This window comes from Paenibacillus sp. 102 (assembly GCF_039549175.1).
Lineage (GTDB): Bacteria > Bacillota > Bacilli > Bacillales > Bacillaceae_G > Bacillus_A.
In genome coordinates, this window is the sequence record NZ_JBCGHT010000007.1 from 65,863 (window position 1) to 88,094 (window position 22,232).

General features: G+C 38.3%; 21 protein-coding genes. All 21 read left to right on the forward strand.

The window, feature by feature from the left end; genetic code table 11:
- Positions 1-20 precede the first annotated feature (20 nt).
- The 21 genes from nuoI (at position 21) to AAIE21_RS16960 (ending at position 22,117) form a co-directional block, all read left to right on the forward strand.
- Complete coding sequence (gene nuoI, locus AAIE21_RS16860) at positions 21-440, forward strand: NADH-quinone oxidoreductase subunit NuoI (RefSeq protein ID WP_003202066.1); 420 nt, start codon at positions 21-23, stop codon at positions 438-440.
- On the forward strand, positions 437-961 hold the full coding sequence (locus AAIE21_RS16865; protein ID WP_343267815.1) for an NADH-quinone oxidoreductase subunit J: 525 nt from the start codon (positions 437-439) through the stop codon (positions 959-961). Before nuoI ends, AAIE21_RS16865 begins: the two co-directional genes overlap by 4 nt.
- A complete protein-coding gene (gene nuoK / locus AAIE21_RS16870; RefSeq protein ID WP_016112670.1) occupies positions 954-1,268 on the forward strand; it encodes an NADH-quinone oxidoreductase subunit NuoK in 315 nt (104 codons plus the stop codon). The genes AAIE21_RS16865 and nuoK overlap by 8 nt, the downstream gene beginning before the upstream one ends.
- A 27-nt stretch (positions 1,269-1,295) precedes the next feature.
- The gene (gene nuoL / locus AAIE21_RS16875; RefSeq protein WP_343267816.1) at positions 1,296-3,158 is read left to right on the forward strand and encodes an NADH-quinone oxidoreductase subunit L; all 1,863 of its coding nucleotides are present in this window, start codon (positions 1,296-1,298) and stop codon (positions 3,156-3,158) included.
- Entirely contained in the window at positions 3,155-4,657 is a 1,503-nt protein-coding gene (locus AAIE21_RS16880; protein WP_343267817.1) for an NADH-quinone oxidoreductase subunit M, read from the forward strand. The genes nuoL and AAIE21_RS16880 overlap by 4 nt, the downstream gene beginning before the upstream one ends.
- Positions 4,658-4,664: 7 nt before the next feature.
- The gene (nuoN, locus tag AAIE21_RS16885) at positions 4,665-6,179 is read left to right on the forward strand and encodes an NADH-quinone oxidoreductase subunit NuoN (protein ID WP_343267923.1); all 1,515 of its coding nucleotides are present in this window, start codon (positions 4,665-4,667) and stop codon (positions 6,177-6,179) included.
- 219 nt (positions 6,180-6,398) lie between these two features.
- Positions 6,399-6,635 carry a DUF1146 family protein gene (locus AAIE21_RS16890; protein WP_003202077.1) on the forward strand — a complete coding sequence of 79 codons (237 nt, stop codon included), beginning with the start codon at positions 6,399-6,401 and terminating at the stop codon, positions 6,633-6,635.
- A 52-nt stretch (positions 6,636-6,687) separates the two neighbouring features.
- Complete coding sequence (locus AAIE21_RS16895; RefSeq protein ID WP_343267818.1) at positions 6,688-7,395, forward strand: YwmB family TATA-box binding protein; 708 nt, start codon at positions 6,688-6,690, stop codon at positions 7,393-7,395.
- Between the two features lie 35 nt (positions 7,396-7,430).
- The gene (gene murA / locus AAIE21_RS16900) at positions 7,431-8,735 is read left to right on the forward strand and encodes a UDP-N-acetylglucosamine 1-carboxyvinyltransferase (RefSeq protein WP_343267819.1); all 1,305 of its coding nucleotides are present in this window, start codon (positions 7,431-7,433) and stop codon (positions 8,733-8,735) included.
- Between the two features lie 222 nt (positions 8,736-8,957).
- The gene (spoIID, locus tag AAIE21_RS16905) at positions 8,958-9,971 is read left to right on the forward strand and encodes a stage II sporulation protein D (protein WP_343267820.1); all 1,014 of its coding nucleotides are present in this window, start codon (positions 8,958-8,960) and stop codon (positions 9,969-9,971) included.
- Positions 9,972-10,361: 390 nt separating this feature from the next.
- Complete coding sequence (locus tag AAIE21_RS16910; RefSeq protein WP_343267821.1) at positions 10,362-11,978, forward strand: long-chain fatty acid--CoA ligase; 1,617 nt, start codon at positions 10,362-10,364, stop codon at positions 11,976-11,978.
- A gap of 160 nt (positions 11,979-12,138) precedes the next feature.
- On the forward strand, positions 12,139-13,146 hold the full coding sequence (locus AAIE21_RS16915) for a LytTR family transcriptional regulator DNA-binding domain-containing protein (RefSeq protein ID WP_343267822.1): 1,008 nt from the start codon (positions 12,139-12,141) through the stop codon (positions 13,144-13,146).
- 189 nt (positions 13,147-13,335) lie between these two features.
- Positions 13,336-14,178 (forward strand): ABC transporter ATP-binding protein, encoded by an 843-nt coding sequence (locus tag AAIE21_RS16920; RefSeq protein ID WP_343267823.1) that lies wholly within the window; start codon positions 13,336-13,338, stop codon positions 14,176-14,178.
- Positions 14,179-14,180: 2 nt separating this feature from the next.
- Complete coding sequence (locus AAIE21_RS16925; RefSeq protein ID WP_343267924.1) at positions 14,181-14,891, forward strand: ABC transporter permease; 711 nt, start codon at positions 14,181-14,183, stop codon at positions 14,889-14,891.
- A 161-nt stretch (positions 14,892-15,052) separates the two neighbouring features.
- Entirely contained in the window at positions 15,053-16,036 is a 984-nt protein-coding gene (gene spoIIQ, locus AAIE21_RS16930; RefSeq protein ID WP_343267824.1) for a stage II sporulation protein SpoIIQ, read from the forward strand.
- 141 nt (positions 16,037-16,177) lie between these two features.
- Positions 16,178-16,312 (forward strand): ABC transporter ATP-binding protein, encoded by a 135-nt coding sequence (locus AAIE21_RS16935; RefSeq protein WP_174100448.1) that lies wholly within the window; start codon positions 16,178-16,180, stop codon positions 16,310-16,312.
- Positions 16,313-16,626: 314 nt separating this feature from the next.
- Positions 16,627-16,899, forward strand: coding sequence for a sporulation transcriptional regulator SpoIIID (gene spoIIID, locus AAIE21_RS16940; protein WP_042981008.1), 273 nt, complete (start codon positions 16,627-16,629; stop codon positions 16,897-16,899).
- Positions 16,900-17,061: 162 nt separating this feature from the next.
- Positions 17,062-18,063, forward strand: coding sequence for a rod shape-determining protein (gene mreB / locus AAIE21_RS16945; protein WP_343267825.1), 1,002 nt, complete (start codon positions 17,062-17,064; stop codon positions 18,061-18,063).
- Positions 18,064-18,384: 321 nt separating this feature from the next.
- Positions 18,385-18,780: a glycerol-3-phosphate cytidylyltransferase gene (tagD, locus tag AAIE21_RS16950; protein WP_343267826.1), complete on the forward strand. Its 396-nt coding sequence runs from the start codon at positions 18,385-18,387 to the stop codon at positions 18,778-18,780.
- Complete coding sequence (locus tag AAIE21_RS16955) at positions 18,780-19,949, forward strand: CDP-glycerol glycerophosphotransferase family protein (RefSeq protein WP_343267827.1); 1,170 nt, start codon at positions 18,780-18,782, stop codon at positions 19,947-19,949. Before tagD ends, AAIE21_RS16955 begins: the two co-directional genes overlap by 1 nt.
- 29 nt (positions 19,950-19,978) lie before the next feature.
- The gene (locus AAIE21_RS16960) at positions 19,979-22,117 is read left to right on the forward strand and encodes a bifunctional glycosyltransferase/CDP-glycerol:glycerophosphate glycerophosphotransferase (RefSeq protein ID WP_343267828.1); all 2,139 of its coding nucleotides are present in this window, start codon (positions 19,979-19,981) and stop codon (positions 22,115-22,117) included.
- Positions 22,118-22,232 lie beyond the last annotated feature (115 nt).

A 22,232-nucleotide genomic window follows, 5' to 3' on the forward strand; every position in this document is an offset into this window, starting at 1 on the left:
ACGGGGGGTGCCACTAAGATATGAAAGGACTATTTAAAGGGTTAAAGTATACGCTTAGTAACTTGAGTAAGAAAAAAGTAACCTACGATTATCCCAATCAACCATTGCCACTACCAGATCGCTTTCGCGGGATTCAAAAATTTTATCCAGAAAAATGTATTGTTTGTAACCAATGTGCCAACATTTGCCCCACTGATTGTATTCAACTAACAGGGAAGAAGCATCCGGATCCGGCAAAAAAGGGGAAAATCATTGATACGTATGATATTAACTTTGAAATTTGTATTCTTTGTGATTTATGTACAGAGGTTTGTCCAACAGAGGCAATCGTTATGACAAATAATTTTGAGTTAGCGGAGTATACGCGTGATGATTTATTTAAAAATTTGCAGTGGTTAGATGAAAATGATGAGAACGTCAGAAAGGAGAATAAAGCATGAACGGCGAGTTGATAGCGTTTTTTGTTTTGTCTCTAACGGCGATTATCGGCGGTATTCTTATGCTGAACTTAACGAAAGTCATGCACATGATGCTCGCTCTTGTGTTTACGTTTCTTAGCATTGCTGGATTGTACTTTCTCTTATCGGCAGAGTTTGTTGGAGTCGCGCAAATTTTAATTTATTCCGGTGCCATTACGATTATTATGATTTTCGGCATTATGCTAACGAAGCATGACGCCGAAAGTGAATCTAGTTTTAGTTTTCGGAAATGGCTCATCTTTCTCGCGGTAGTAGCTTTTGGCGCAGTGATGTACTTTGCTGTTAACAACATAGACTTTACAAATCGAAATGTACAAGGAAGCTTACCGCTTCATGAACAAAATACACTTCAAATTGGCACACTCTTGTATTCAAAATATGTTATTCCATTTGAATTAACGTCGGTTATTTTACTTGTTGCACTTGTTGGAGCGATTGTACTTGCGAAGAAAGATGAGAAAGAGGGGGATTCCAATGAGTAGTGTTCCAGCTTCCGCCTACTTAGCTCTTGCCATTATTCTGTTTTGCATCGGTTTATTCGGGGCTTTAACAAAACGGAATACGGTCATTGTCTTAGTTTGTATCGAACTGATGTTAAATGCGGCGAACTTAAACTTAGTCGCTTTTAGTAAATTAGGATTTTTTCCGAATTTAACAGGACAAATCTTTTCACTGTTTACGATGTCTGTTGCGGCAGCTGAAGCGGCAGTTGGACTTGCAATCTTAATTGCATTATATCGTAAGCATGCAACAGTTAACGTAGATGAAATGGATTCGCTGAAAGGTTAATTGTGACCGGAAAGGGGGAAGGAAACAATGATCGATTATGCATGGCTCATACCACTTTTCCCGCTTGCCTCGTTCTTTTTGCTCGTTATGTTTGGGGGGAAGTTGAGAGAAGGAAGCAGCTTACTTGGTATCTTTCTCACATTTCTTTCCTTTGTGGGTGCGGCGGTAGTATTAATAGAACGGTTTTCATCAGAAACAGTAAAGCATCAGTGGTTATGGCTCCGAATTGGTGATGTAGATCTTTCGTTTGGTTTTGAGATTAACGCATTAAATGCTTTGATGCTTTTTATTGTGACGCTCGTTAGTTTCCTTGTGCATGTGTATTCAAAAGGGTATATGCATGGTGATGAGAGATTGCACATCTTTTATGCATATTTAGGGCTCTTTACATTTGCGATGCTGGGGCTTGTCATCTCAACGAATTTATTACAACTCTATATATTTTGGGAATTAGTTGGACTTGGTTCGTTTTTACTCATTGGGTTTTATTTCTTTAAAGCAGAAGCAAAGGCTGCAGCGAAAAAAGCGTTTATTATGACACGTATTGGAGATGTAGGTTTATTTATCGGGATGATTTTACTCTTCTGGCAGGCTGGTAGCTTTGAATATGAAGTTATTTTTAAAGCGATGAAGATGGGAGACATATCACCTACCATGATAACGCTCACGGCAATTTTAATCTTTATTGGTGCCATGGGGAAATCAGGTCAGTTTCCGCTTCATACGTGGCTACCAGATGCGATGGAAGGACCAACGCCTGTATCGGCACTTATTCACGCGGCAACGATGGTCGCGGCAGGTGTGTATTTAGTAGCAACGATGTTTCCGCTATTCTCGGCAAGTCCTGTGGCGATGCAAACAGTCGCGATTGTCGGTGCATTTACCGCAATCTTTGCTGCCTCTATTGGCCTTGTACAAACGGATATAAAAAGAGTCCTCGCCTATTCAACAGTCAGCCAGCTCGGTTATATGATGCTCGCGCTTGGCTCGGCAGGGTACGTGGCCGGCGTCTTTCATTTAACGACACATGCTTTCTTTAAAGCGCTACTTTTCTTAGCAGCAGGAAGCGTCATTCATGCGGTGCATACGCAAAACATTAATGAAATGGGCGGACTGCAGAGGAAAATGAAAGTGACGGGGGTCCTCTTCTTAATCGGCACGCTAGCAATTAGTGGTGTTCCGCTTTTCTCAGGTTTTTTTAGTAAGGATGAAATTTTGGCTAGAGCGTGGATGCACGGCAATTATGTTTTGTTTGTCCTCGCGGTTCTCGCGGCATTCTTAACGGCGTTCTACATGTTCCGTTTATATTTTCTCGTTTTTACAGGCGAAGCGAAGAAAGAAGAGGATGTGCATGAATCTCCTCGCGTTATGACATTTCCGATGATTGTCCTTGGTATTCTCGCAGTTTTAGCAGGTTACATCAATACGCCGTGGTTTGGAACATTTCTTGGGGACTGGCTCACAAAGGATGTCCCGTTTCAAGTGGAGCAAAGTCACGGTCCTGTGTGGATTATGATTATTGCGACACTCGTTTCATTTGCGGGCATTTTCTTGGCATATCTCATCTATGGCAAACGCTCCGTCTCTAGAGAATGGGCTGGCGGAAAAGAAACAGTTCTATACAGCCTCCTTAAGGAAAAATATTATGTAGATGAAATATATAATGTGACTGTGCTCCCGCTCATAAAAGGAATCGCTTATGTGCTTCGCTTATGTGAAGTATATATTGTGGAAGGAATCGCCCAGCTAATTGCGTGGATTGTGAGAGGAGCAAGCACTGCTGGTTCTAAACTTCAAAACGGAAACGTACAAGTATACGGAACCGCGGTGGCTGTTTCTTTGGCAGCATTAGTTGTCATTCTGTTATATACAGGGGGGTATTGGCAATGAATGCATTCTTATTATCGTTCTTTATTTTCTCCCCGCTTCTAGGGATTCTCTTACTTACGTTAACACCGAAAACGGAAGTGCGTGCAGTGCGAGGCCTTGGTTTATTCGGAACAATTCTTCCGCTTGGTATCGCGATTGTTTTAGCTGGTACATACGCTTCCGGAAAGAGTTTAACAATCTTTGCTGAAAAGGTGAAATGGATTCAATTTGGAAGCTTTTTGAACGTAGATGAAAAGTTGTTTTCTATTTATTATGAGCTTGGCATCGATGGTCTCTCTCTTGTAATGATGATACTCACGGCCCTTTTAGCAACACTTGCGGCGATTGCCGCCTTTTCCATTCAAAAAAATATAAAAGGTTTTTACATGCTTTTATTAATACTTGAAATTGGGATGCTTGGTGTCTTTGCAGCAGAAAATTTACTTCTATTCTTTGTCTTCTTTGAAATTACATTACCACCGATGTTTTTGCTTATCGGAAAGTGGGGGAAATTGAACAGTGAAAAAGCGTCCTATAGTTATTTGATTTATAACGGAATTGGATCAGCAATTTTACTCATCGTTTTCTCTATCCTCTTTGCAAAAACGGGTACAACCAATATTACAGCGTTAAAAGATATTTTGACGGGGGCGGAAACATCGCTTCTAGGCGATATTTCAAATTCATTGCAACTTGGATTATTCATTGCTCTTATGATTGCCTTTGCGATTAAGTTACCTGTATTTCCTTTGCATCGCTGGATGGTGAGTGTACATGTCGAGGCCCATCCTGCAGCAGTGATGCTCCATGCAGGTGTTCTGCTCAAAATCGGGGCATACGGCATCGTTCGCTTTGGAAAAGGGCTATTCCCGGAGCAGTTTCATGACTTTGCAACGCTTATAGCGATTTTAGGAGTAATCAACTTACTATACGGTGCTTTTCTAGCGATGATTCAAACTGACTTCCGAAAGGTTCTCGCTTATTCCAGTATTTCGCATATGGGAATCGTGCTAATGGGGCTTGCAGCACTTAACGCCCCCGGCATGAAGGGAGCGCTATTTCAAGTCGTATCTCACGGCTTAATCGCAGCGTTACTATTCTTCTTGCTCGGCATGATTGAGCGGCGCTTCGGCACTTCTGATATTACGAAGCTTGGTGGCCTCGCAAAACAAGTTCCAGTGTTAAGTGGTTTCTTATTGGCAGGAGGTATGGCTTCGCTTGGCCTCCCGGGAATGTCTGGATTTGTTAGTGAGTTCCTCGCATTTCTCGGGCTATTTCAAGGGAAGCCAATCATCGCAGCAGTTGGTGCGCTCGGCATCATTTTAACAGCGGTATATGTCCTAAGGGCGACGCTTCAAGTGACATTTGGAAAGAAGGAATTGGAAGCGAGGCCCGATGTCCGTGGTTGGGAATACATTCCGATTGTACTCCTCTTTACTTGTATTATCGCAATCGGTATTATGCCAGAGTTGCTCGGAGCACCACTACAATACACAGTGAAAATATTGGGGGTGAGATAGGATGGATATGAATACATTACTTAGCTTATCTTGGCACTTAATGGTACCGGAGTTCATCATTCTTGGGGCGGCCATCCTTCTCTCGCTTCTTGATTTATTTTTGAAGTTTGATCGTAAGTATTTAGGGATTGGTGCGATTGGTAGTGCGGTGCTATCACTTATTGCGTTAATTATGCTATATGGTGAACCAGCTGGTGATATTTTAAGCGGTTCATTTGTATTAGATGGATTTTCAAAAGGATTTAAAACGTTACTATTAATTGGAGCGATCCTCGTTTTCTGTATGGCGATGAGCGATGATAAAAAAGAGCCGATTCAAGATAAAGGAGAATACTATTACTTATTTTTAATGGCAGTTCTCGGGGCGATGTTCATGGCGTCTAGCGTCGATTTTATTACGCTCTTTATTGGTCTAGAGTTGTTATCGCTGTCTTCGTACATTTTAGTGGGAATTCGAAAGAAAAATCGTGCTTCGAATGAAGCAGCGATGAAATATGTCATTAATGGCGGAATTGGGACGGCCATTACGCTCTTTGGAATGAGCTATTTATATGGTATTACGGGATCGACTAATATAGTTGCTATGCAGGAAGTTCTTATGCAAGGCGTGGATGGGAGCATTCATCTTTTGTTATCACTTGCTTTCTTGCTTCTGTTTGTAGGGTTATCTTTTAAAATTGCGACAGTTCCGTTTCATATGTGGGCGCCGGATGTATATGAAGGAGCAGTAGCACCTGTTACAGCTTTCCTCGGGACAATCTCTAAAATCGCGGGCTTTATTATGATGATAAGATTGTTCCTTATGGTATTCGGGGCTATACCGGTTCATGGAAGTGAGCAATCTGTATTTGGTAATATGAGCATATATATTGCGGTTTTAGCTGGAATTACAATGATTATCGGTAATGTTGTAGCACTAAAGCAATACAGCGTGAAACGTCTGTTTGCCTATTCTGGCATAGCGCATGCGGGGTATTTACTCGTTCCGCTTGTAGCATTATCGCCATTTACGATGGATAGTATGTGGTTTTATATGTTGGCATACGTGCTGATGAATATAGGAGCTTTTGCAGTCATTCACGGATTAATCTTACAAAGTGGAAAGGAAAATTTAACGATTTTCTCAGGTTTATACAAACGCTCTCCGTTCACCTCGGCGGCGATGACCATTTTTATTCTATCTTTAGCAGGAATTCCAGGAACAGCTGGTTTTATCGGAAAGGTTAACATTTTTTTAAGTGCCTTTACAGCTAGTCCAGCTCATTACGTGTTAGCATCAGTCATGATGGGTACAACGGTTATCTCATTTGTGTATTATTTCCGTATTTTGCAGCAAATGTTTTTTCGAAAGAGTAGTGAAGAAGATCCAGTGCACGTACCAATCAACTTGAAAGTCGTCATTAGTTTTTGCGCAATTGCAACTGTATTACTCGGGATTCTACCGGCAGTTGGCTACAATTTCTTTTATGAATATTTTCCACTCATGAAAGATTTCTTCTTTACGGGGAACGTGGTACAATAGTGAAAATAAAAAGTGTAGGGTCACCACTCTACGCTTTTTATTGTGGAGCAGAAACGTCTAGTAAGACGGAGATGTTGCCGTGGTAGTGTCCCCTTCAGCATCTTTTGAAGGGAGAACTTTATGCTGCCTATTTTAGGCGGGGAAAAGTATGGTTTCCATTTATATGGGATCGTTTTGCATCCTAAGTGGTGGTGAGCCAAACAAAAGGAGTCGATTTTTTTGGCGCAACTTTTAGGGCAACAAGCACTGATTGCGATTGTTTCGCATTTATTGTTTATTACCATTACATGGTGGGCCTTACAAGGTATCCATATCGAACGCCTGATGAAATCTGGAAAGGTATTGCAGACGAGGATTTTGCTCATTCTTGTTACGATTGCAATCGGGACATCTGTCAGCAACTTTTTCCTTGATTATTTAGGGTATTCGAAGAGTTTAACGTATTTAGTAAAGTAAGTGTATAGAACCTCATATCTCCGTTAACAATGGGGGTAGGAGGGGATGAAACTTGAAAAACTTAAAAACAATTCTTATTGTTGTCGTAAGTATTGTCGTATTCTTGGTCGGGTATAAAGAGATAAAGCCCGTAAGTGACGAAGAGAAAATGGAGAGTATGATCGCTGCCCTTGAAAAGAACGGAACAGAGATAGAGCGCTGGTCATGGTTAGCACGAGAAACAAAAACCATTTCTAATATACATACGTTTCAAAGATTGTTAAATGAAGTGAAAGAAAAAGCGAATATTCAAAAATGGGAGTTGGAACAATCTCATGACGGATATAAAGCAACAGCATACAAAAAATTTTCTTCTCATGAAGAGCGAATAGTAGTAACTTGGAGTAAGGAAAATACTAAAGAAAACACTTTTATTATCCTTGAAGTGAGCGGGTCAAAATGGGACCCTAAAAATATTCAAAAAATGGATAAAATTTTTAGTACAAAACCTAAAATTTACACTTGTGTTCAAGGTGTACTGAATGATAAGATTGAAGGTGTTTTGCAAAATAAAACCAATCAGGTTTTGAAAGATCTTTCAGCAAGAGCGATCGAAGAGATAGAAGAAAGAGCATTTGTGTCAGTCTCCGCATATAATAAAAAGTGGAATGACGCTCTTTCAACAAATAGAGAGAAAATCAATGTGCAAATAGCAATACGTTCTACAGACAACAAAGATACAATTGTGGTTGGCACACCGATCATAACTTCTGAGTATTGAATAGATATTGAAAAAAGGACACGGAGGGGAATAAATTGGAAAAAATCATCGTCCGTGGCGGAAAGCGGTTGAACGGCACAGTGCGTGTTGAGGGCGCGAAAAATGCTGTATTACCAATAATCGCTGCAGCCCTATTAGCGAGTGATGGAAAGAATGTACTATCTGAAGTACCAGTTTTGTCTGATGTATACACGATTAATGAGGTATTACGTCATTTAAATGCTGAAGTCGTATTCGAAAATAACCAAGTAACAATTGATGCTTCAAAGGATTTAAATATTGAAGCACCATTTGAATATGTACGTAAAATGCGTGCGTCCGTTCAAGTAATGGGACCACTATTAGCACGTAATGGCCGTGCTCGTATTGCACTTCCTGGTGGATGTGCAATTGGTTCACGTCCAATTGACCAACATTTAAAAGGCTTTGAAGCAATGGGAGCAAAAGTAAAAGTTGGGAATGGATTTGTTGAAGCTTATGTAGATGGACAACTACAAGGCGCGAAAATTTACTTAGACTTCCCAAGCGTAGGTGCGACAGAAAACATTATGTCTGCTGCTACATTAGCAAAAGGGACAACAGTACTTGAAAACGCAGCGAAAGAACCAGAAATCGTTGACTTAGCTAACTTCTTAAATGCAATGGGAGCAAAAGTACGCGGAGCTGGAACTGGAACGATTCGTATCGAAGGCGTTGATAAATTATATGGTGGACACCATTCTATTATTCCTGACCGTATTGAAGCAGGAACGTTTATGGTTGCAGCAGCAATTACTGGTGGAGACATCTTAATTGAAAATGCTGTACCAGAACATTTACGTTCTATCACAGCGAAAATGGAAGAAATGGGTGTTAAAGTTATTGAGGAAAATGAAGGCGTACGTGTTATCGGCCCAAGTAAATTAAAAGCCGTTGATATTAAAACAATGCCTCATCCAGGTTTCCCAACAGACATGCAATCACAAATGATGGCATTGTTATTACATGCTGATGGAACGAGCATGATCACAGAAACGGTATTTGAAAACCGCTTCATGCATGTTGAAGAATTCCGTCGTATGAATGCAGACATCAAAATTGAAGGCCGTTCTGTTATTATGAATGGACCTAACAACTTACAAGGTGCAGAAGTAGCAGCAACTGATTTACGCGCTGCAGCGGCATTAATTCTAGCTGGTTTAGTATCAGACGGTTACACACGTGTAACAGAATTAAAACACCTTGATCGTGGATATGTAAACTTCCATGAGAAACTAGCTGCACTCGGTGCAACAATTGAACGTGTAAACGAAAAAGTAGAAGAAGTGACGAAGCAACAAGTTTCTGACCTTCACGCTTAATTGAAGTCGTCTCTATGTCTTTTGACATAGGGGCGATTTTTTTTTCTATTACTGTTATAGTCAAGAAATTCCTGACTTATGCATGGTCCATTAAAAATATTTGGAAAATTCATTCGTTTGAAAGGAAGCCTCCTAATAGAAGAACTTTCTCCCGATATGTTCTAAAAGCTTGCCATGCTCCATAAGAATGAAATGAATCCAATTTTATATCGGGGGAAAAAGATGAAAATTTCAAAGCCACTTTTCATTACAATGGCGTTCTTAGTAGCGCTCGTCATTATTGTACCGACCGTACTTGTCATTCCGTTTACGAAAGAGAAGGTCAGTCAGCCGCCCAAAAATCCTCCAGCCGTACAAAATGTGCCAGCTCCTGAAAAGGTAAATACTGCTGTGCAAGTTGCTGTGTATCGCAGTCAGCAAAAGAAGGTAGAAACAGTGCCAATGGAAGAGTATGTTACAGGTGTAGTAGCTTCTGAGATGAATGCTAGCTTTGAAGTAGAGGCACTAAAGGCGCAGTCATTAGCAGCAAGGACATTTATTGTACAGCGTATGCTAAGTGGAAGTAAGAAAAATAATGCGGATGTAACAGATACGGTGGGTGATCAAGTGTATCAAAGTAAAGATGATTTAAAGAAGACATGGGGTAAAAACTATGAGAAAAACTTGAAGAAAATTGAAGAAGCTGTGTCTAAAACAGCCGGACAAGTTTTAACTTATGAAGGTACTCCCATTACAGCGTCTTTCTTCTCAACAAGTAATGGCTATACAGAAAATGCGGCAGATTACTGGGGAGGTGACTTGCCCTATTTGAAAAGCGTAGACAGTCCGTGGGATCAAGCTTCTCCGAAATTTGCAAGTGAGCAAACCTTTACGGTAGCTGAGTTTCAAAAGCGTCTTGGTGTAAAGGTACTAGCAAATGGAAAAGTCGGTACTATTAAAGACCGCACAGAAGGAAAACGGGTGAAGGATGTAGAGTTTCAAGGGAAAACATTAACAGGAAAAGAAGTGCGAACGAAACTAGATTTACGCTCTTCTGACTTTACGTGGAAACAACAAGGGAGCAATATTGTCGTCACAACGAAAGGTTTCGGTCATGGCGTTGGCATGAGTCAGTATGGTGCAAATGGTATGGCGAAAGAGGGGAAAGCCTACACAGACATTGTTGCTCATTACTATAAAGGTATCGAAATTAAAACACTAAATGACTATGAAGGAAAGTTAATGGCGAAGAACTAGGTGGCAGGGGTGCGAGTTTAAAGGGGAAACTGGTGCGTTTTTGAAAGTGTAGCTGTTTCGGAGAGGGGAATGGCGCATTTTTCGAAAAATGGACCTGTTTGGAGAGAAAAAACAGCGCATATTCGAAAAAAGTAGCTCGCTCGGAGGCGAAAAAATCGGTTCTTTTTAAAAAGTGTAGCCCGTTCGCAAAATATATCGGTGATTTTTCAAATATATCGACCATTCGACAAAGTCAAGAGATCATTCGGCAAAAAAGGAGCTCATCCCTATGAGCTCCTTTTGTCATTATTTGTAGAAAACGAAAGAAATGTTAACGGCTTTTGTCTAGTTATGCTGTGTTATAATACAGGTGTGTGTATATATATAAAATAATAACAGGGGGAATAAAATATGATGATGGATGTACCACTCCTCATTCCAGCAATGATGGAACGAGCGGAGAAATATTTTTCAAAAAAGGAAGTTGTCTCGCGCACTGCATCGCGTATTCAAACATTAACATATGGAATGGTTGCGAAGCGGACAAAACGGCTTGCTAGTGTATTAAATAAAATGGGAATTGAAAAGGGAGATAAAGTCGGAACAATTGCTTGGAACCATCACCGCCATTTGGAAGCATATTTTGCGATTCCAGGACTTGGAGCGGTGTTACATACGATTAACTTAAGGCTTTCCGCAGATCACATTTCTTATATCATTAACCACGCCGAAGATAAAATCATTCTTGTTGATGAAGATATGGTTCCCGTATTAGAAAGTATTCAACACGAAATTCCTCATGTGAAAGCATTTATTATTATGACAGATGATCACGAACTACCTCACACAACATTATCACCAGCATATCATTACGACAAACTACTTGAAGATGGCGACGAAACATTCCCATTCCTAACAGACTTAGATGAAAAAGAACCTGCGGGTATGTGCTACACTTCCGCAACGACAGGAAAACCGAAAGGCGTTGTGTATACACATCGTAGTATTGCACTTCATAGTTATACGCTCGGCCTTGTAGACGGCGGGAATATATCAGAAGTAGACACTTGTATGCCAGTTGTTCCGATGTTCCATGTGAATGCGTGGGGACTTCCCTTTGCTGGTACATGGTTCGGTACAAAGCTTGTTTTACCAGGACCGCACTTTACACCAGAAGTTTTGGCGCAGCTTATTGAACGTGAGAAAGTGACAATTACTGCTGGTGTGCCAACGATCTGGATTGGTCTATTACAAGAACTTGAAAAATACCCGTATGATATTAGTAGTATTCGTACGATTTGGTCGGGTGGATCAGCGGCGCCGAGAAGTATGATTCGCACATATGAAGAGAACTACGGAATTGCTTTTAGGCAAATATATGGAATGACCGAAACCAGTCCAGCTGTTGTCATTAACTGTCCAAAATCATATCAGCGTGATTTACCAAAAGAAGAATATTACGAATTACGCTCCCGCCAAGGTTATTTATTCCCTGGCCTTGAAATGAAAGTGATTGGTCAAGAAGGGGAGATCAAGTGGGACGGGGAAGAAATGGGTGAACTTTGCCTCCGCGGACCATGGATTGCTGGTAGCTATTATAAAGACGAACGTACAGAAGAATCGATGAAAGACGGTTGGCTACATACAGGGGATATTGTCACAGTCGATCCTGAAGGGTTTATCAAAATTGCTGACCGGACGAAAGACTTAATTAAAAGCGGCGGTGAATGGATTTCCTCCGTTGACTTAGAAAATGCTTTAATGGCACATGATAAAGTACTAGAGGCATCCGTCGTTGCCGTTCCGCATGAAAAATGGCAAGAACGCCCTGTTGCCTGTGTTGTCTTAAAAGAAGGACAAGCGGTAGAACAAGAAGAGCTCTATGCATTATTAGAAGATCAGTTCCCGAAATGGTGGATGCCAGATGATATTTTATTTGTCGAGGAAATCCCGAAAACATCCGTCGGGAAATTCCTGAAAAGAGCGCTTCGCGATCAGTTGAAGAGTTATATGGTGAAGCAGAAGTAATCGCTCGTTTGGTGCAATATATCGATGCTGCGATAAAATACATCATACAAAAAATAATCAAAAGGGGCTAAACTAGCTCCTTTTTATTTTCGGGAAAAATATCATAATTTTCCATTAATTGTTTGATATAATAAGATAAAAACAATATGGGGGAGAAAACATGGCGTTACTGGAGCTAAAACAGTTGGGTAAGACGAACCAGTTGCAGGCGATTCAGCTTGAAATTGAAAAAGGGCAATGTGTTGTGCTGCAATGTAACAATCATACGGCGAAGGTTTTGCACCGCATTATAATTGGTGAAGAAGAGGCATCGACAGGGAGCGTTTTATTTGATGGGAAGCCGATTCAAAGGCAAGCGTACTCGCGCATTGGTTTTTGCTTTTTAAAAGATGAAGCATATAACCGCTTGAAAGTGAAAGAATATTTCGCTTTTTTATCTGGATTGTATGAATCGAATATTAGCATGGAAGAAGTTGTCCAGTATGTTGGTTTACTAGATAAAATGAACGTCAAAATCGAAAAGCTATCATTTTCTGAAAAACGCCGTCTTCATATTGGCCGGGTCATGATTCATAATCCAGATTTAATTATTTTTGAAGAGCCAGAACAAAATGTAGATATAGAGAGCACAATTATGATTCGAAAAGCAATTATGAAGATGAAAGAACAAGGAAAGGCCATCTTTATTACATCATCCTTTCTATCGGATGCACTTTCTCTAACAGAAGATGTGTATATATTAAATCCAGATGGCGTTAAAAAAATAGAAATCGAGCAGGAAGAAGAGGAAGAGATAGATCCAGAAAACGTCGTGCAAATGATTCCGCAAATGAAGCTCGAAAGAATTCCAGCGAAGGTGAACGATAAAATCATTTTGCTTGATCCAATGGAAATTCATTTTATTGAAACGCAAAATGGAACAACGCATATTCATGTTCGCGAAGGGGACTTTGTATGTGCGTTAACATTAAGTGAGTTAGAAGAAAGATTAAAAGGGTTCGGATTCTTCAGATGTCATCGTTCTTACCTTGTTAACTTACAACGAGTACGAGAAGTGATCACTTGGACTCGTAATAGCTTTAGCTTAATTTTGGATGATGAACGAAAAAGCTCAATTCCACTTTCTAAAGGAAGAATGGATGAGTTAAAAGGTGTAATTGGACTATAAATAATGCTCCAATGAGCTAAAAATAGGGTTCATTCACCGGTAAAAATACTCCTTTTACCGGTATTTTACTGCAGGGCCCCTTTGTTTTTCATATGATTAGGTCAAGAAAAGCGAACACAACAAGCGGAGGTGGCAAACGAGCCGCTGAAGCGAAATTATCTATAAAAGAAAAACAAAGGGGATGACGAAATGACATTGGCAATTGAAATGAAGGATGTAATGAAAACCTTTAATGAAAAAACAGCACTTCGAAATGTAAATATTGAAGTGAAGCAAGGAGAGATCTTCGGATTTCTTGGACCGAGTGGATCAGGAAAAACAACAACAGTGAAAATTTTAACTTCCCAATTGCTTCATAGTGTTGGAACAGTGAGAGTACTAGGAAAAGATATTGCAGGACCAGGCAGTATTGATTATAAACGAATTGGCATTTTAACAGATAATAGTGGCTTATACGAAAGACTTAGCATTTATGATAATTTATTATTATTTTGCGACTTATACGATTGTAAAAAAGAACGAATCGATGAAGTGCTATCGCAGGTGAATTTATTAGAAGATAAAAAAACACCAATCAAAAAATTATCAAAAGGGATGAAGCAGCGTGTAACTTTAGCGCGAGCAATTCTGCATAAACCGGATATCCTCTTCTTAGATGAACCAACATCAGCACTTGATCCAGTAAACGTCCAAAACATTCATAACATCTTAAAAGACTTAAATAAAGAAGGAACAACAATCTTCTTAACAACGCACAACATGGATGAAGCGGAAACGCTTTGTAATCGCATTGCCTTCTTATGTGGCGGTGAAATTGTAGCACTCGATACTCCAGAAAATCTCCGTTTACAATACGCAAAAGACAAAATTGAAGTTGTTTTAAAAGATAAGAAAAAAGAAACAGTGCAAAAAGATGAATTAGGGGCAAAACGTATTTCAGAATGGATGAAAAAGGGTGAATTATTATCAATCCATTCGTATGAGCCAACTTTGGGCGATATCTTTATTGAAGTAACGGGGAGGGGATTATAATGATGACATTTTCTATGAAGAGGTTTTCGGCGATTGTAAGGAAAGAAATGCAGGATGCCGGCAAAAACTCACAAGTTTTAATGATGGCTGCAATACCATTAGCGTTAGCTTTAATTTATGGACAAATGGATAGTCAAAATAAAGAGCAGTTAGCGAATTTAACCATTTTAGCAGCACTTATCTTTACGGGTGGTTTTGTGCAAGCAATGGTAATTGCAGAAGAGAAGGAAAAACATACTTTGCGTGTATTAATGTTGTCACCTGCTTCTTCTCTTGATGTATTATTCGGTAAGGGTGTAATTACCGCTTTGCTTACAATTGTTGTTTCGGTTGCAAATCTATTTATTCTAGATGTAGTGAAAGGAAATATTGGGGTACTAATTCTCTTAATAGTAGTTTCAGCATTCCTATTTATTATGATAGGAACAGTCATTGGACTATTTTCTGGAACAGTAGCACAAACATCATTGATTGGAATGCCTGTATTAATGGTTCTATTTATGGGACCGATGATGTTATCATTTATTAAAAATGAAACGGTTAAGCAAATAGTGGAAGCTCTTCCAAGTTATCATATTAGTGAAGCGATTGTTAAATTATTAAACGGGAAACCAATTACAGACATGAATGGCGATTTTTTAAACATCGGTATTTGGTTTGCAATCACTTTAATTGTTAGCTTAATTGTATACAAAAAGAAACAACTAGACTAAAAACTGAGTCAATCCGCTCAGTTTTTTCTTTTTTCTATCATTTCCTCGGAAATTTTGCAATTCCTATACATATTTTTACAGATTTTGTCGAAAAGTAATTAGTTATAGGTTGTATAGGATGAATGAATATTGTTCAAAATGATTGCTGAGGTGATGATAGAATGCGAGGAAGGAATAATAAAAAGTCGCGGAAGGTAGTTCATTTATTTCAAAAACGGTGGGTGTTTCCTGCACTATACATTGCATGTGCAGCGGTAATCTTGTCAGTTGCTCTATGGTTCCAGGCAGCTAATCCAAAGAAAGCGCCTAATAAAGAGCAAGCAACGCCGTATGGTCAAACGGACAATCCAGCAGTACCCGTAACAAAATCTTCAGAAGTTGTGAAAATGCCAGTTGCAAAGAATGTAGATGTTGTTGTGAAAAAGAAGTTTTATGAGGATGGAGCAGCGGAAGAGGAGCAAGAACAAGCACTTGTCTTTTATAACAACACATATTCTCCTAATAAAGGAATTGATATTGCTACGAAAAATGGGAAGGAATTCGATGTTACAGCTGCTTTAAGCGGTACAGTAACAAAAGCGGAAAAAGATTCGCTTCTCGGTTATGTTGTAACGGTGGATAACGGAAATGGTCTTGCAACATCTTATCAAAGCTTAGGCAGTGTAAAAGTAGAAAAAGGTGCAAAAGTTGCACAAGGTGAAGTATTAGGGAAATCCGGTTTAAGCGCAATGAATAAGGAAGCAGGTCCACATGTACACTTTGAAGTACGTAAGGATAATGTAGCTGTCAATCCAGAGCGTTACCTTAACAAACTTGCAACAGACGTAAAAGCAGAGGCAGGAGCAGCAAAAGCGACAAATGGCTCCGCTGATGAAAAAGCAACAAATGGTAAAACGGACGAAAAATCACAAAAAGAAGAGAAATCAACTTCAACGGACGAAAAATCACAAAAAGAAGAGAAATCAACTTCAACTGACGAAAAGCAGCAAAAAGAAGAGAAATCAACAAACAGCTCAACTGATGAAAAGCAGCAGAAAGAAGAAAAATCAACAAGTGGTTCAGCTGATGAAAAACAACAAAAAGAAGAAAAATCAACAAATGGTTCTACGGAATCATCTAGCGATCCTTCTTCTACACAAGAATAGTAAAGTGAAAAAATCAGTTCTCATTAGGAGAGCTGATTTTTTTATTTTTATATAAAAATGGTTCATTTCGAGAGAAAGATAGCAATAACAAGGAAATTGGACAGAATTCTCGAATATATATTAAGAAAAGGAGGGGATGCTGTGTCATTTTTATTTGTTCTGTCGATTGCTCTTATTTTGTTGTTTATTTTATTTACTTTATATTATTACATTGCCAGTAAGAAAGAAGTTCCCCACCATCAATTGTTAGAAGAAGAATGTGATCAGGAAGAATGACGCCTTTGACAAGGGGCGTCATTCTTTATTTATCAAGTGAAAATTGTCATTGTTAACGTATTTCTCACACAAAATTGTAATTTTTCTTAACTTAGTCCGCAAAAATACCGAACTTGTAGCATATATCAGTAATGTGGGCAATACAATGGTATAAACCAATGCAAAGAGAGTGTTTGAGGTGAGAAATCGTGAATCATTTCATTATAAATTCCAGAATGTTTAACGCTTACAAACAGCACTCGAATTTACTTCTTAGTCATATGCAGCGAGTCTCATTTCACACTTCTCACATCCAATTTAGGGAGGCGAGTGGTGTGCACGATTACATCAAAGAGAGAACTATCAAGATTGGCAAGTATATCGTGGAGACAAGAAAAACAGTTCGTGTAATTGCGAAAGAGTTTGGGGTATCAAAGAGTACAGTTCATAAAGATTTGACAGAACGTTTACCAGAAATTAATCCAGAGCTCGCAAATGAAGTGAAAGAAATTCTTGATTATCATAAGTCGATTCGTCACCTAAGGGGCGGAGAAGCGACGAAGCAGAAGTATCGAAAAGAAGATACAGAAAAAACCGTGCGGCAATAATTGATTATACGGCAAACATTCCTTGATCATTACGGAACACTTTTCAGAAGAATTATCTTTTCAAATATTACGTTTCCGTTAAAATTATGATAAAATCAGGAATTAGATGTAAAAGAATTCGGGTGCAACCTGATTTTGAATATCAAGGAGGAAAAAACAGGAATGTTTGCGAGAGATATCGGAATTGACCTAGGCACGGCTAATGTATTAATTCATGTAAAGGGTAAGGGGATCGTTTTAAACGAACCGTCTGTTGTAGCAATTGATCGCAATACGGGAAAAGTATTAGCGGTAGGTGAAGAAGCAAGAAGTATGGTAGGACGTACACCTGGTAATATTGTAGCGATTCGTCCGCTTAAAGATGGTGTAATTGCAGATTTCGAAATTACAGAGGCAATGTTAAAGTATTTCATTAACAAACTGGACGTGAAGAGTTTCTTTTCAAAACCTCGTATTTTAATTTGTTGTCCAACAAACATCACATCTGTCGAACAGAAAGCAATTCGTGAAGCTGCTGAACGCTCAGGTGGTAAAACAGTATTCTTAGAAGAAGAACCAAAAGTAGCTGCTGTTGGTGCTGGTATGGAAATCTTCCAACCAAGTGGAAATATGGTTGTTGATATTGGTGGAGGTACAACAGATATTGCCGTACTTTCAATGGGTGATATTGTTACCTCCTCCTCTATCAAAATGGCTGGCGACAAGTTTGATATGGAAATCTTAAACTATATTAAACGCAAGTACAAGCTATTAATCGGGGAACGTACATCAGAAGACATTAAAATTAAAGTCGGTACAGTATTCCCAGGTGCACGTAGTGAAGAACTTGAAATTCGCGGACGTGACATGGTAACAGGTTTACCACGTACAATTACAGTATGTTCAGAAGAAATTACAGAAGCACTAAAAGAAAACGCTTCTATCATTGTACAAGCTGCAAAAGGTGTATTAGAGCGTACGCCACCAGAACTATCTGCAGACATCATTGACCGCGGCGTTATTCTAACAGGAGGCGGCGCATTACTACACGGTATTGACATGCTTCTAGCAGAAGAATTGAAATTGCCTGTTTTAATTGCTGAGAACCCAATGCACTGTGTTGCTGTTGGTACAGGCATTATGTTAGAGAATATTGATAAGTTGCCGAAACGTCTATTGAAATAGTTATATAAAAGGTAGCAAAAGGTGCGAAGGGAAATATTTTCCTTCGCGCTTTTTTTGTCGCTTTTTTTAACTATATATCCATTTAAAACCAGTAAAGTAAGTATTTTCTGGTAATAAATGTGACAGGATTGTTAGCGTATTGTCATAGTTCGTCAAGAAAAACCATGTTATAATCACTAATGTGAATTTTGTGTGAACTTAATGTAAATTTAATGTAAAGCATCATATGTCTTATTTTTAATTACCTTCAATAAATTAGATGTATAGATGTATAGATGTATAGATATATTGATATTATATGAAATATTGGAGGAAAAAATGATGAAAAAAGTAATTACGTACGGAACTTTCGATTTATTACACTGGGGACATATTAACTTATTGAAGAGAGCGAAAGATTTAGGAGATTATTTAATCGTTGCGGTTTCCTCAGATGAATTTAATAAATTAAAAGATAAGAAATCTTATCATAGCTACGAGAATCGTAAAATGATTCTAGAAGCAGTTCGCTATGTGGACGAAGTAATCCCTGAGAATGATTGGGAACAAAAAGTAAAAGACGTACAAAAACGTGATGTAGATGTTTTCGTAATGGGTGATGACTGGAAAGGTGAGTTTGATTTCTTAGAGGAGCATTGCGAAGTTGTATATTTACCACGTACAGCCGGGATTTCTACAACGAAGATTAAGAAAGAGTTGTTACAAGTTGCTCAATGATGATGGGGGCAATACGTGAAATAATTGTTTCCATATATTTATTTTTATTTAAAATGCTATTTCGTATATGTAAGCTATTTCCGTTGCAGAAAAAAGTAACTTTTATCATTTCTTATGGTGAAAACTTATTTTATATACATGAAGAGATGAAACGGCAACAAGTAGAGGATAAAATTGTAGTGCTTTACAAATCCACATGTAAATATGATGTGGGAAAGTACAGTGGTAGAAAATACCGTTTTGAGTCGATGCGTATGTATGATACGGTTCTATCTACATACCATTTAGCAACCTCGAGATATGTTTTGGTAGATAACTATTTTGGTTTTCTATCAGCTGTGGAGTTTAAACATGAAGTGCAATGTATACAGGTTTGGCATGCGGCGGGAGCAATTAAGAAATTTGGAGCTGAGATGCCGAGTGTGAAAGAGCGAACAAGAAGGGCGCAAGAGCGTTTTTTGAAAGTATATAAACAGTTCCACAAGATAGTAGTTGGATCGGATTCGTTAGCTGATATCTATAAGCAGGCATTTCAGCTTTCCGAAGAAAATATGATACGGACAGGTATCCCTCGTACCGATTTGTTTTTTCAGCTGGACCAACAGCAAGAGATTATTAGGAAATTAAGGATCCAAAATGAGAAGCTTAGGGAGAAAAAGGTTATTTTATATGCTCCGACATTCCGAGAGCATGAATTAACAAATGCTCATATTGAGCTAGATATTGGCGCTTTATATGAAAACCTTAAAGATGAATATATTTTGTTATTGCGGCTACATCCCGCTGTGAAAAAAACTGTGAATATTCAAGAGAAATATCAAGAGTTTATGTATGACTATTCTACGTATCCAAATATTAATGATTTGTTACTTATTACAGATATTTTAATTACAGATTATTCTTCTATACCATTTGAATTTTCATTATTGAGAAGGCCAATGATTTTTTATCCATACGATTTAGAAATGTATGTGAAAGAGAGAGATTTTTGGTTTGAATATGAATCTCTCGTACCAGGATACATTGCTCATAATGCACAAGATATGATTCGGTATATAAAAAAAGGTGATTTTGATTTAGGGAAAATTGATTCTTTTGCAAGAAAATGGAACCAATACTCTAAGGGAGATGCAAGTAAACAGCTAGTGAAACAACTATTTAGTGAATAACGAAGGAAAAGGAGTGTGAAGGAAGCGGAATGAAATGTGTTAGTGTTATAATTCCAGTGCATAACAAAGAAGACTATCTCGAAAGATGCTTGGAATCTGTTGTGCAGCAAACCCATCAGAACTTAGAAATTATTGTTGTAAATGACGCCTCTACTGATAACAGTAAGATGATTATTGAGCGTTTTACTAAAAAGTATGCCAACGTTTATATGTATCGACTGAAAAAAAAATCAGGTGTTGCAAAAGCACGTAACTTTGGTCTTAGTAAGGCGACAGGAGATTACGTTTACTTTTTAGATGCAGATGATTCTATTACCCCCTATACATTAGAACTATTTCTGAATCATATTGGAACGTACAATACGATGGCAGGAAAAATATGCAGAAGTAACGTGCAAGTTCCAGACTCACTCGAAGATGTACAGGTTCATCTTTATAAGAAGGGTCAGAAAACGAAAGCATTGCGCGGAAGAACATCTGTAAATATTCTAATAAAACGTAGCTTTATTAAAAAGCATAGTCTCCGATTTGATGAAAACGTAGATTTCTTCTCCGATATCACTTTTTCAATCCCAGCTATTGTAAAGGTGAAAACATTGCCAATGATTGATATTCCCACTTATATAAAAGGGGATTGTTATGAGCCAATTGAGAATCCGACATTAACACTGTTAGATGACCGTGAAAAAATTGGTGATTTCCTTTATGTTTATAACAAAATGAAGGATGAACAAGGGAAATATGTGAGTATTTCACGTTACCTTGACAGACAATTGATGACTTTTTATTTCAAAAATATAAGCAAAAGTGTTGCAGCCTCTCCTGATATTTGGACACAGTGGTTTAATGAGTTAAGCCAAAGTATGAAAAGACTTGAGCCTGTATTAGTTGAAAAACGTAACTTCTTTGAAAAGAAAGAAATTGCCGCTATTCAAAAAGGTAAAGCAACCGCAGCACAAAAATGGATGGAGCGTAAAGGTACGTATATACGCTGGAGAAAGGCTACGAAAACAAGACAAGGCCTTTATAAAGAAGTATATCGTTCATTCCTTACAAATTTACCACTCAAGCGGAATCGAGTTGTTTTTGAAAGTTTTGCTGGGAAAAGTTATTCTTGTAACCCACGGTATATTTATGAAGAAATGCTAAAGCAACATCCAGATATGAAATTCGTTTGGATGTTTAATGATACAAAGAAAGATATTACAGGGTCAGCGAAGAAAGTGAAACGATTAAGCTGGAAATATTATTATTATATGGCAACTTCTAAATATTGGGTAACGAATGCGCGTATGCCTGCCTTTTTAGAAAAACGTCCGGAAACGATTTATTTGCAAACGTGGCACGGTACACCCCTTAAAAAACTGGCTTCGGATATGAAGGAAGTTCATATGCCAGGGACGACAACTGAAAAATACAAGCGTAATTTTTACAATGAATCTCAGAAATGGGACTATCTCGTTTCACCAAATGATTACTCAACAGAAATTTTTGAGCGTGCTTTTAAATTTGGAAAAGAAACGTTAGATGTTGGATATCCGCGTAATGATTTGTTATATCATCCAAAAGAAGAACAAGTGCAAATTGTGAAAGATATTAAGCAAAGGATTGGAATACCAGCAGATAAGAAGGTTGTTTTATACGCACCAACATGGCGTGATGATGAGTTTTATGAAAAAGGTAAGTATAAATTTAACTTGAAGTTAGATTTACAAGAGATGCAAAACCGTCTTGGGGACGAATATGTTGTGGCATTACGTATGCATTATTTAATTGCTGAGCATATTGATGTTTCAGGACTGGAAGGTTTTGTTTATAACTTATCAAACTATGAAGATATTGCTGAGCTATACGTTATCTCGGACATTTTAATTACGGATTACTCGTCTGTATTTTTCGATTATGGAAACTTACGTAAACCGATTTTATTCTTTACGTATGACATTGATAAATATCGTGATACACTGCGAGGCTTCTATTTTAATTTTGCAGAAGAAGCACCGGGTCCATTGCTAAAAACATCTGATGAAGTTATTGATGCAATTGAGAATATAGAAGAGGTTGAAAAGCAATACCAGGAAAACTTTGATCGTTTCTATAATATGTTCTGTCATCTTGATGATGGAAATGCAGCGAAAAAGATTGTACAGAAAGTGTTTCAAGCGTAGCATTTGATGCCAAATAATCATGATTAGTAAGGGATATAATTCTTTACTGTCTATTTTATAAACAGGATACCTCTTCATATTATTTTGAATGGTATCCTGTCTTTCTTTACAAGGC

What these genes read in the sequence shown, in the direction of transcription:
- AAIE21_RS16880 (WP_343267817.1), top strand. Translation starts at nt 3,155, where the DNA reads ATGAATGCATTCTTATTATCGTTCTTTATTTTCTCCCCGCTTCTAGGG.
- nuoL (WP_343267816.1), top strand. Translation starts at nt 1,296, where the DNA reads ATGATCGATTATGCATGGCTCATACCACTTTTCCCGCTTGCCTCGTTC.
- nuoN (WP_343267923.1), top strand. Translation starts at nt 4,665, where the DNA reads ATGAATACATTACTTAGCTTATCTTGGCACTTAATGGTACCGGAGTTC.
- tagD (WP_343267826.1), top strand. Translation starts at nt 18,385, where the DNA reads ATGAAAAAAGTAATTACGTACGGAACTTTCGATTTATTACACTGGGGA.
- spoIID (WP_343267820.1), top strand. Translation starts at nt 8,958, where the DNA reads ATGAAAATTTCAAAGCCACTTTTCATTACAATGGCGTTCTTAGTAGCG.
- mreB (WP_343267825.1), top strand. Translation starts at nt 17,062, where the DNA reads ATGTTTGCGAGAGATATCGGAATTGACCTAGGCACGGCTAATGTATTA.
- AAIE21_RS16925 (WP_343267924.1), top strand. Translation starts at nt 14,181, where the DNA reads ATGACATTTTCTATGAAGAGGTTTTCGGCGATTGTAAGGAAAGAAATG.
- nuoI (WP_003202066.1), top strand. Translation starts at nt 21, where the DNA reads ATGAAAGGACTATTTAAAGGGTTAAAGTATACGCTTAGTAACTTGAGT.
- AAIE21_RS16920 (WP_343267823.1), top strand. Translation starts at nt 13,336, where the DNA reads ATGACATTGGCAATTGAAATGAAGGATGTAATGAAAACCTTTAATGAA.
- AAIE21_RS16960 (WP_343267828.1), top strand. Translation starts at nt 19,979, where the DNA reads ATGAAATGTGTTAGTGTTATAATTCCAGTGCATAACAAAGAAGACTAT.
- spoIIQ (WP_343267824.1), top strand. Translation starts at nt 15,053, where the DNA reads ATGCGAGGAAGGAATAATAAAAAGTCGCGGAAGGTAGTTCATTTATTT.
- AAIE21_RS16915 (WP_343267822.1), top strand. Translation starts at nt 12,139, where the DNA reads ATGGCGTTACTGGAGCTAAAACAGTTGGGTAAGACGAACCAGTTGCAG.
- AAIE21_RS16955 (WP_343267827.1), top strand. Translation starts at nt 18,780, where the DNA reads ATGATGGGGGCAATACGTGAAATAATTGTTTCCATATATTTATTTTTA.
- nuoK (WP_016112670.1), top strand. Translation starts at nt 954, where the DNA reads ATGAGTAGTGTTCCAGCTTCCGCCTACTTAGCTCTTGCCATTATTCTG.
- AAIE21_RS16910 (WP_343267821.1), top strand. Translation starts at nt 10,362, where the DNA reads ATGATGATGGATGTACCACTCCTCATTCCAGCAATGATGGAACGAGCG.
- AAIE21_RS16865 (WP_343267815.1), top strand. Translation starts at nt 437, where the DNA reads ATGAACGGCGAGTTGATAGCGTTTTTTGTTTTGTCTCTAACGGCGATT.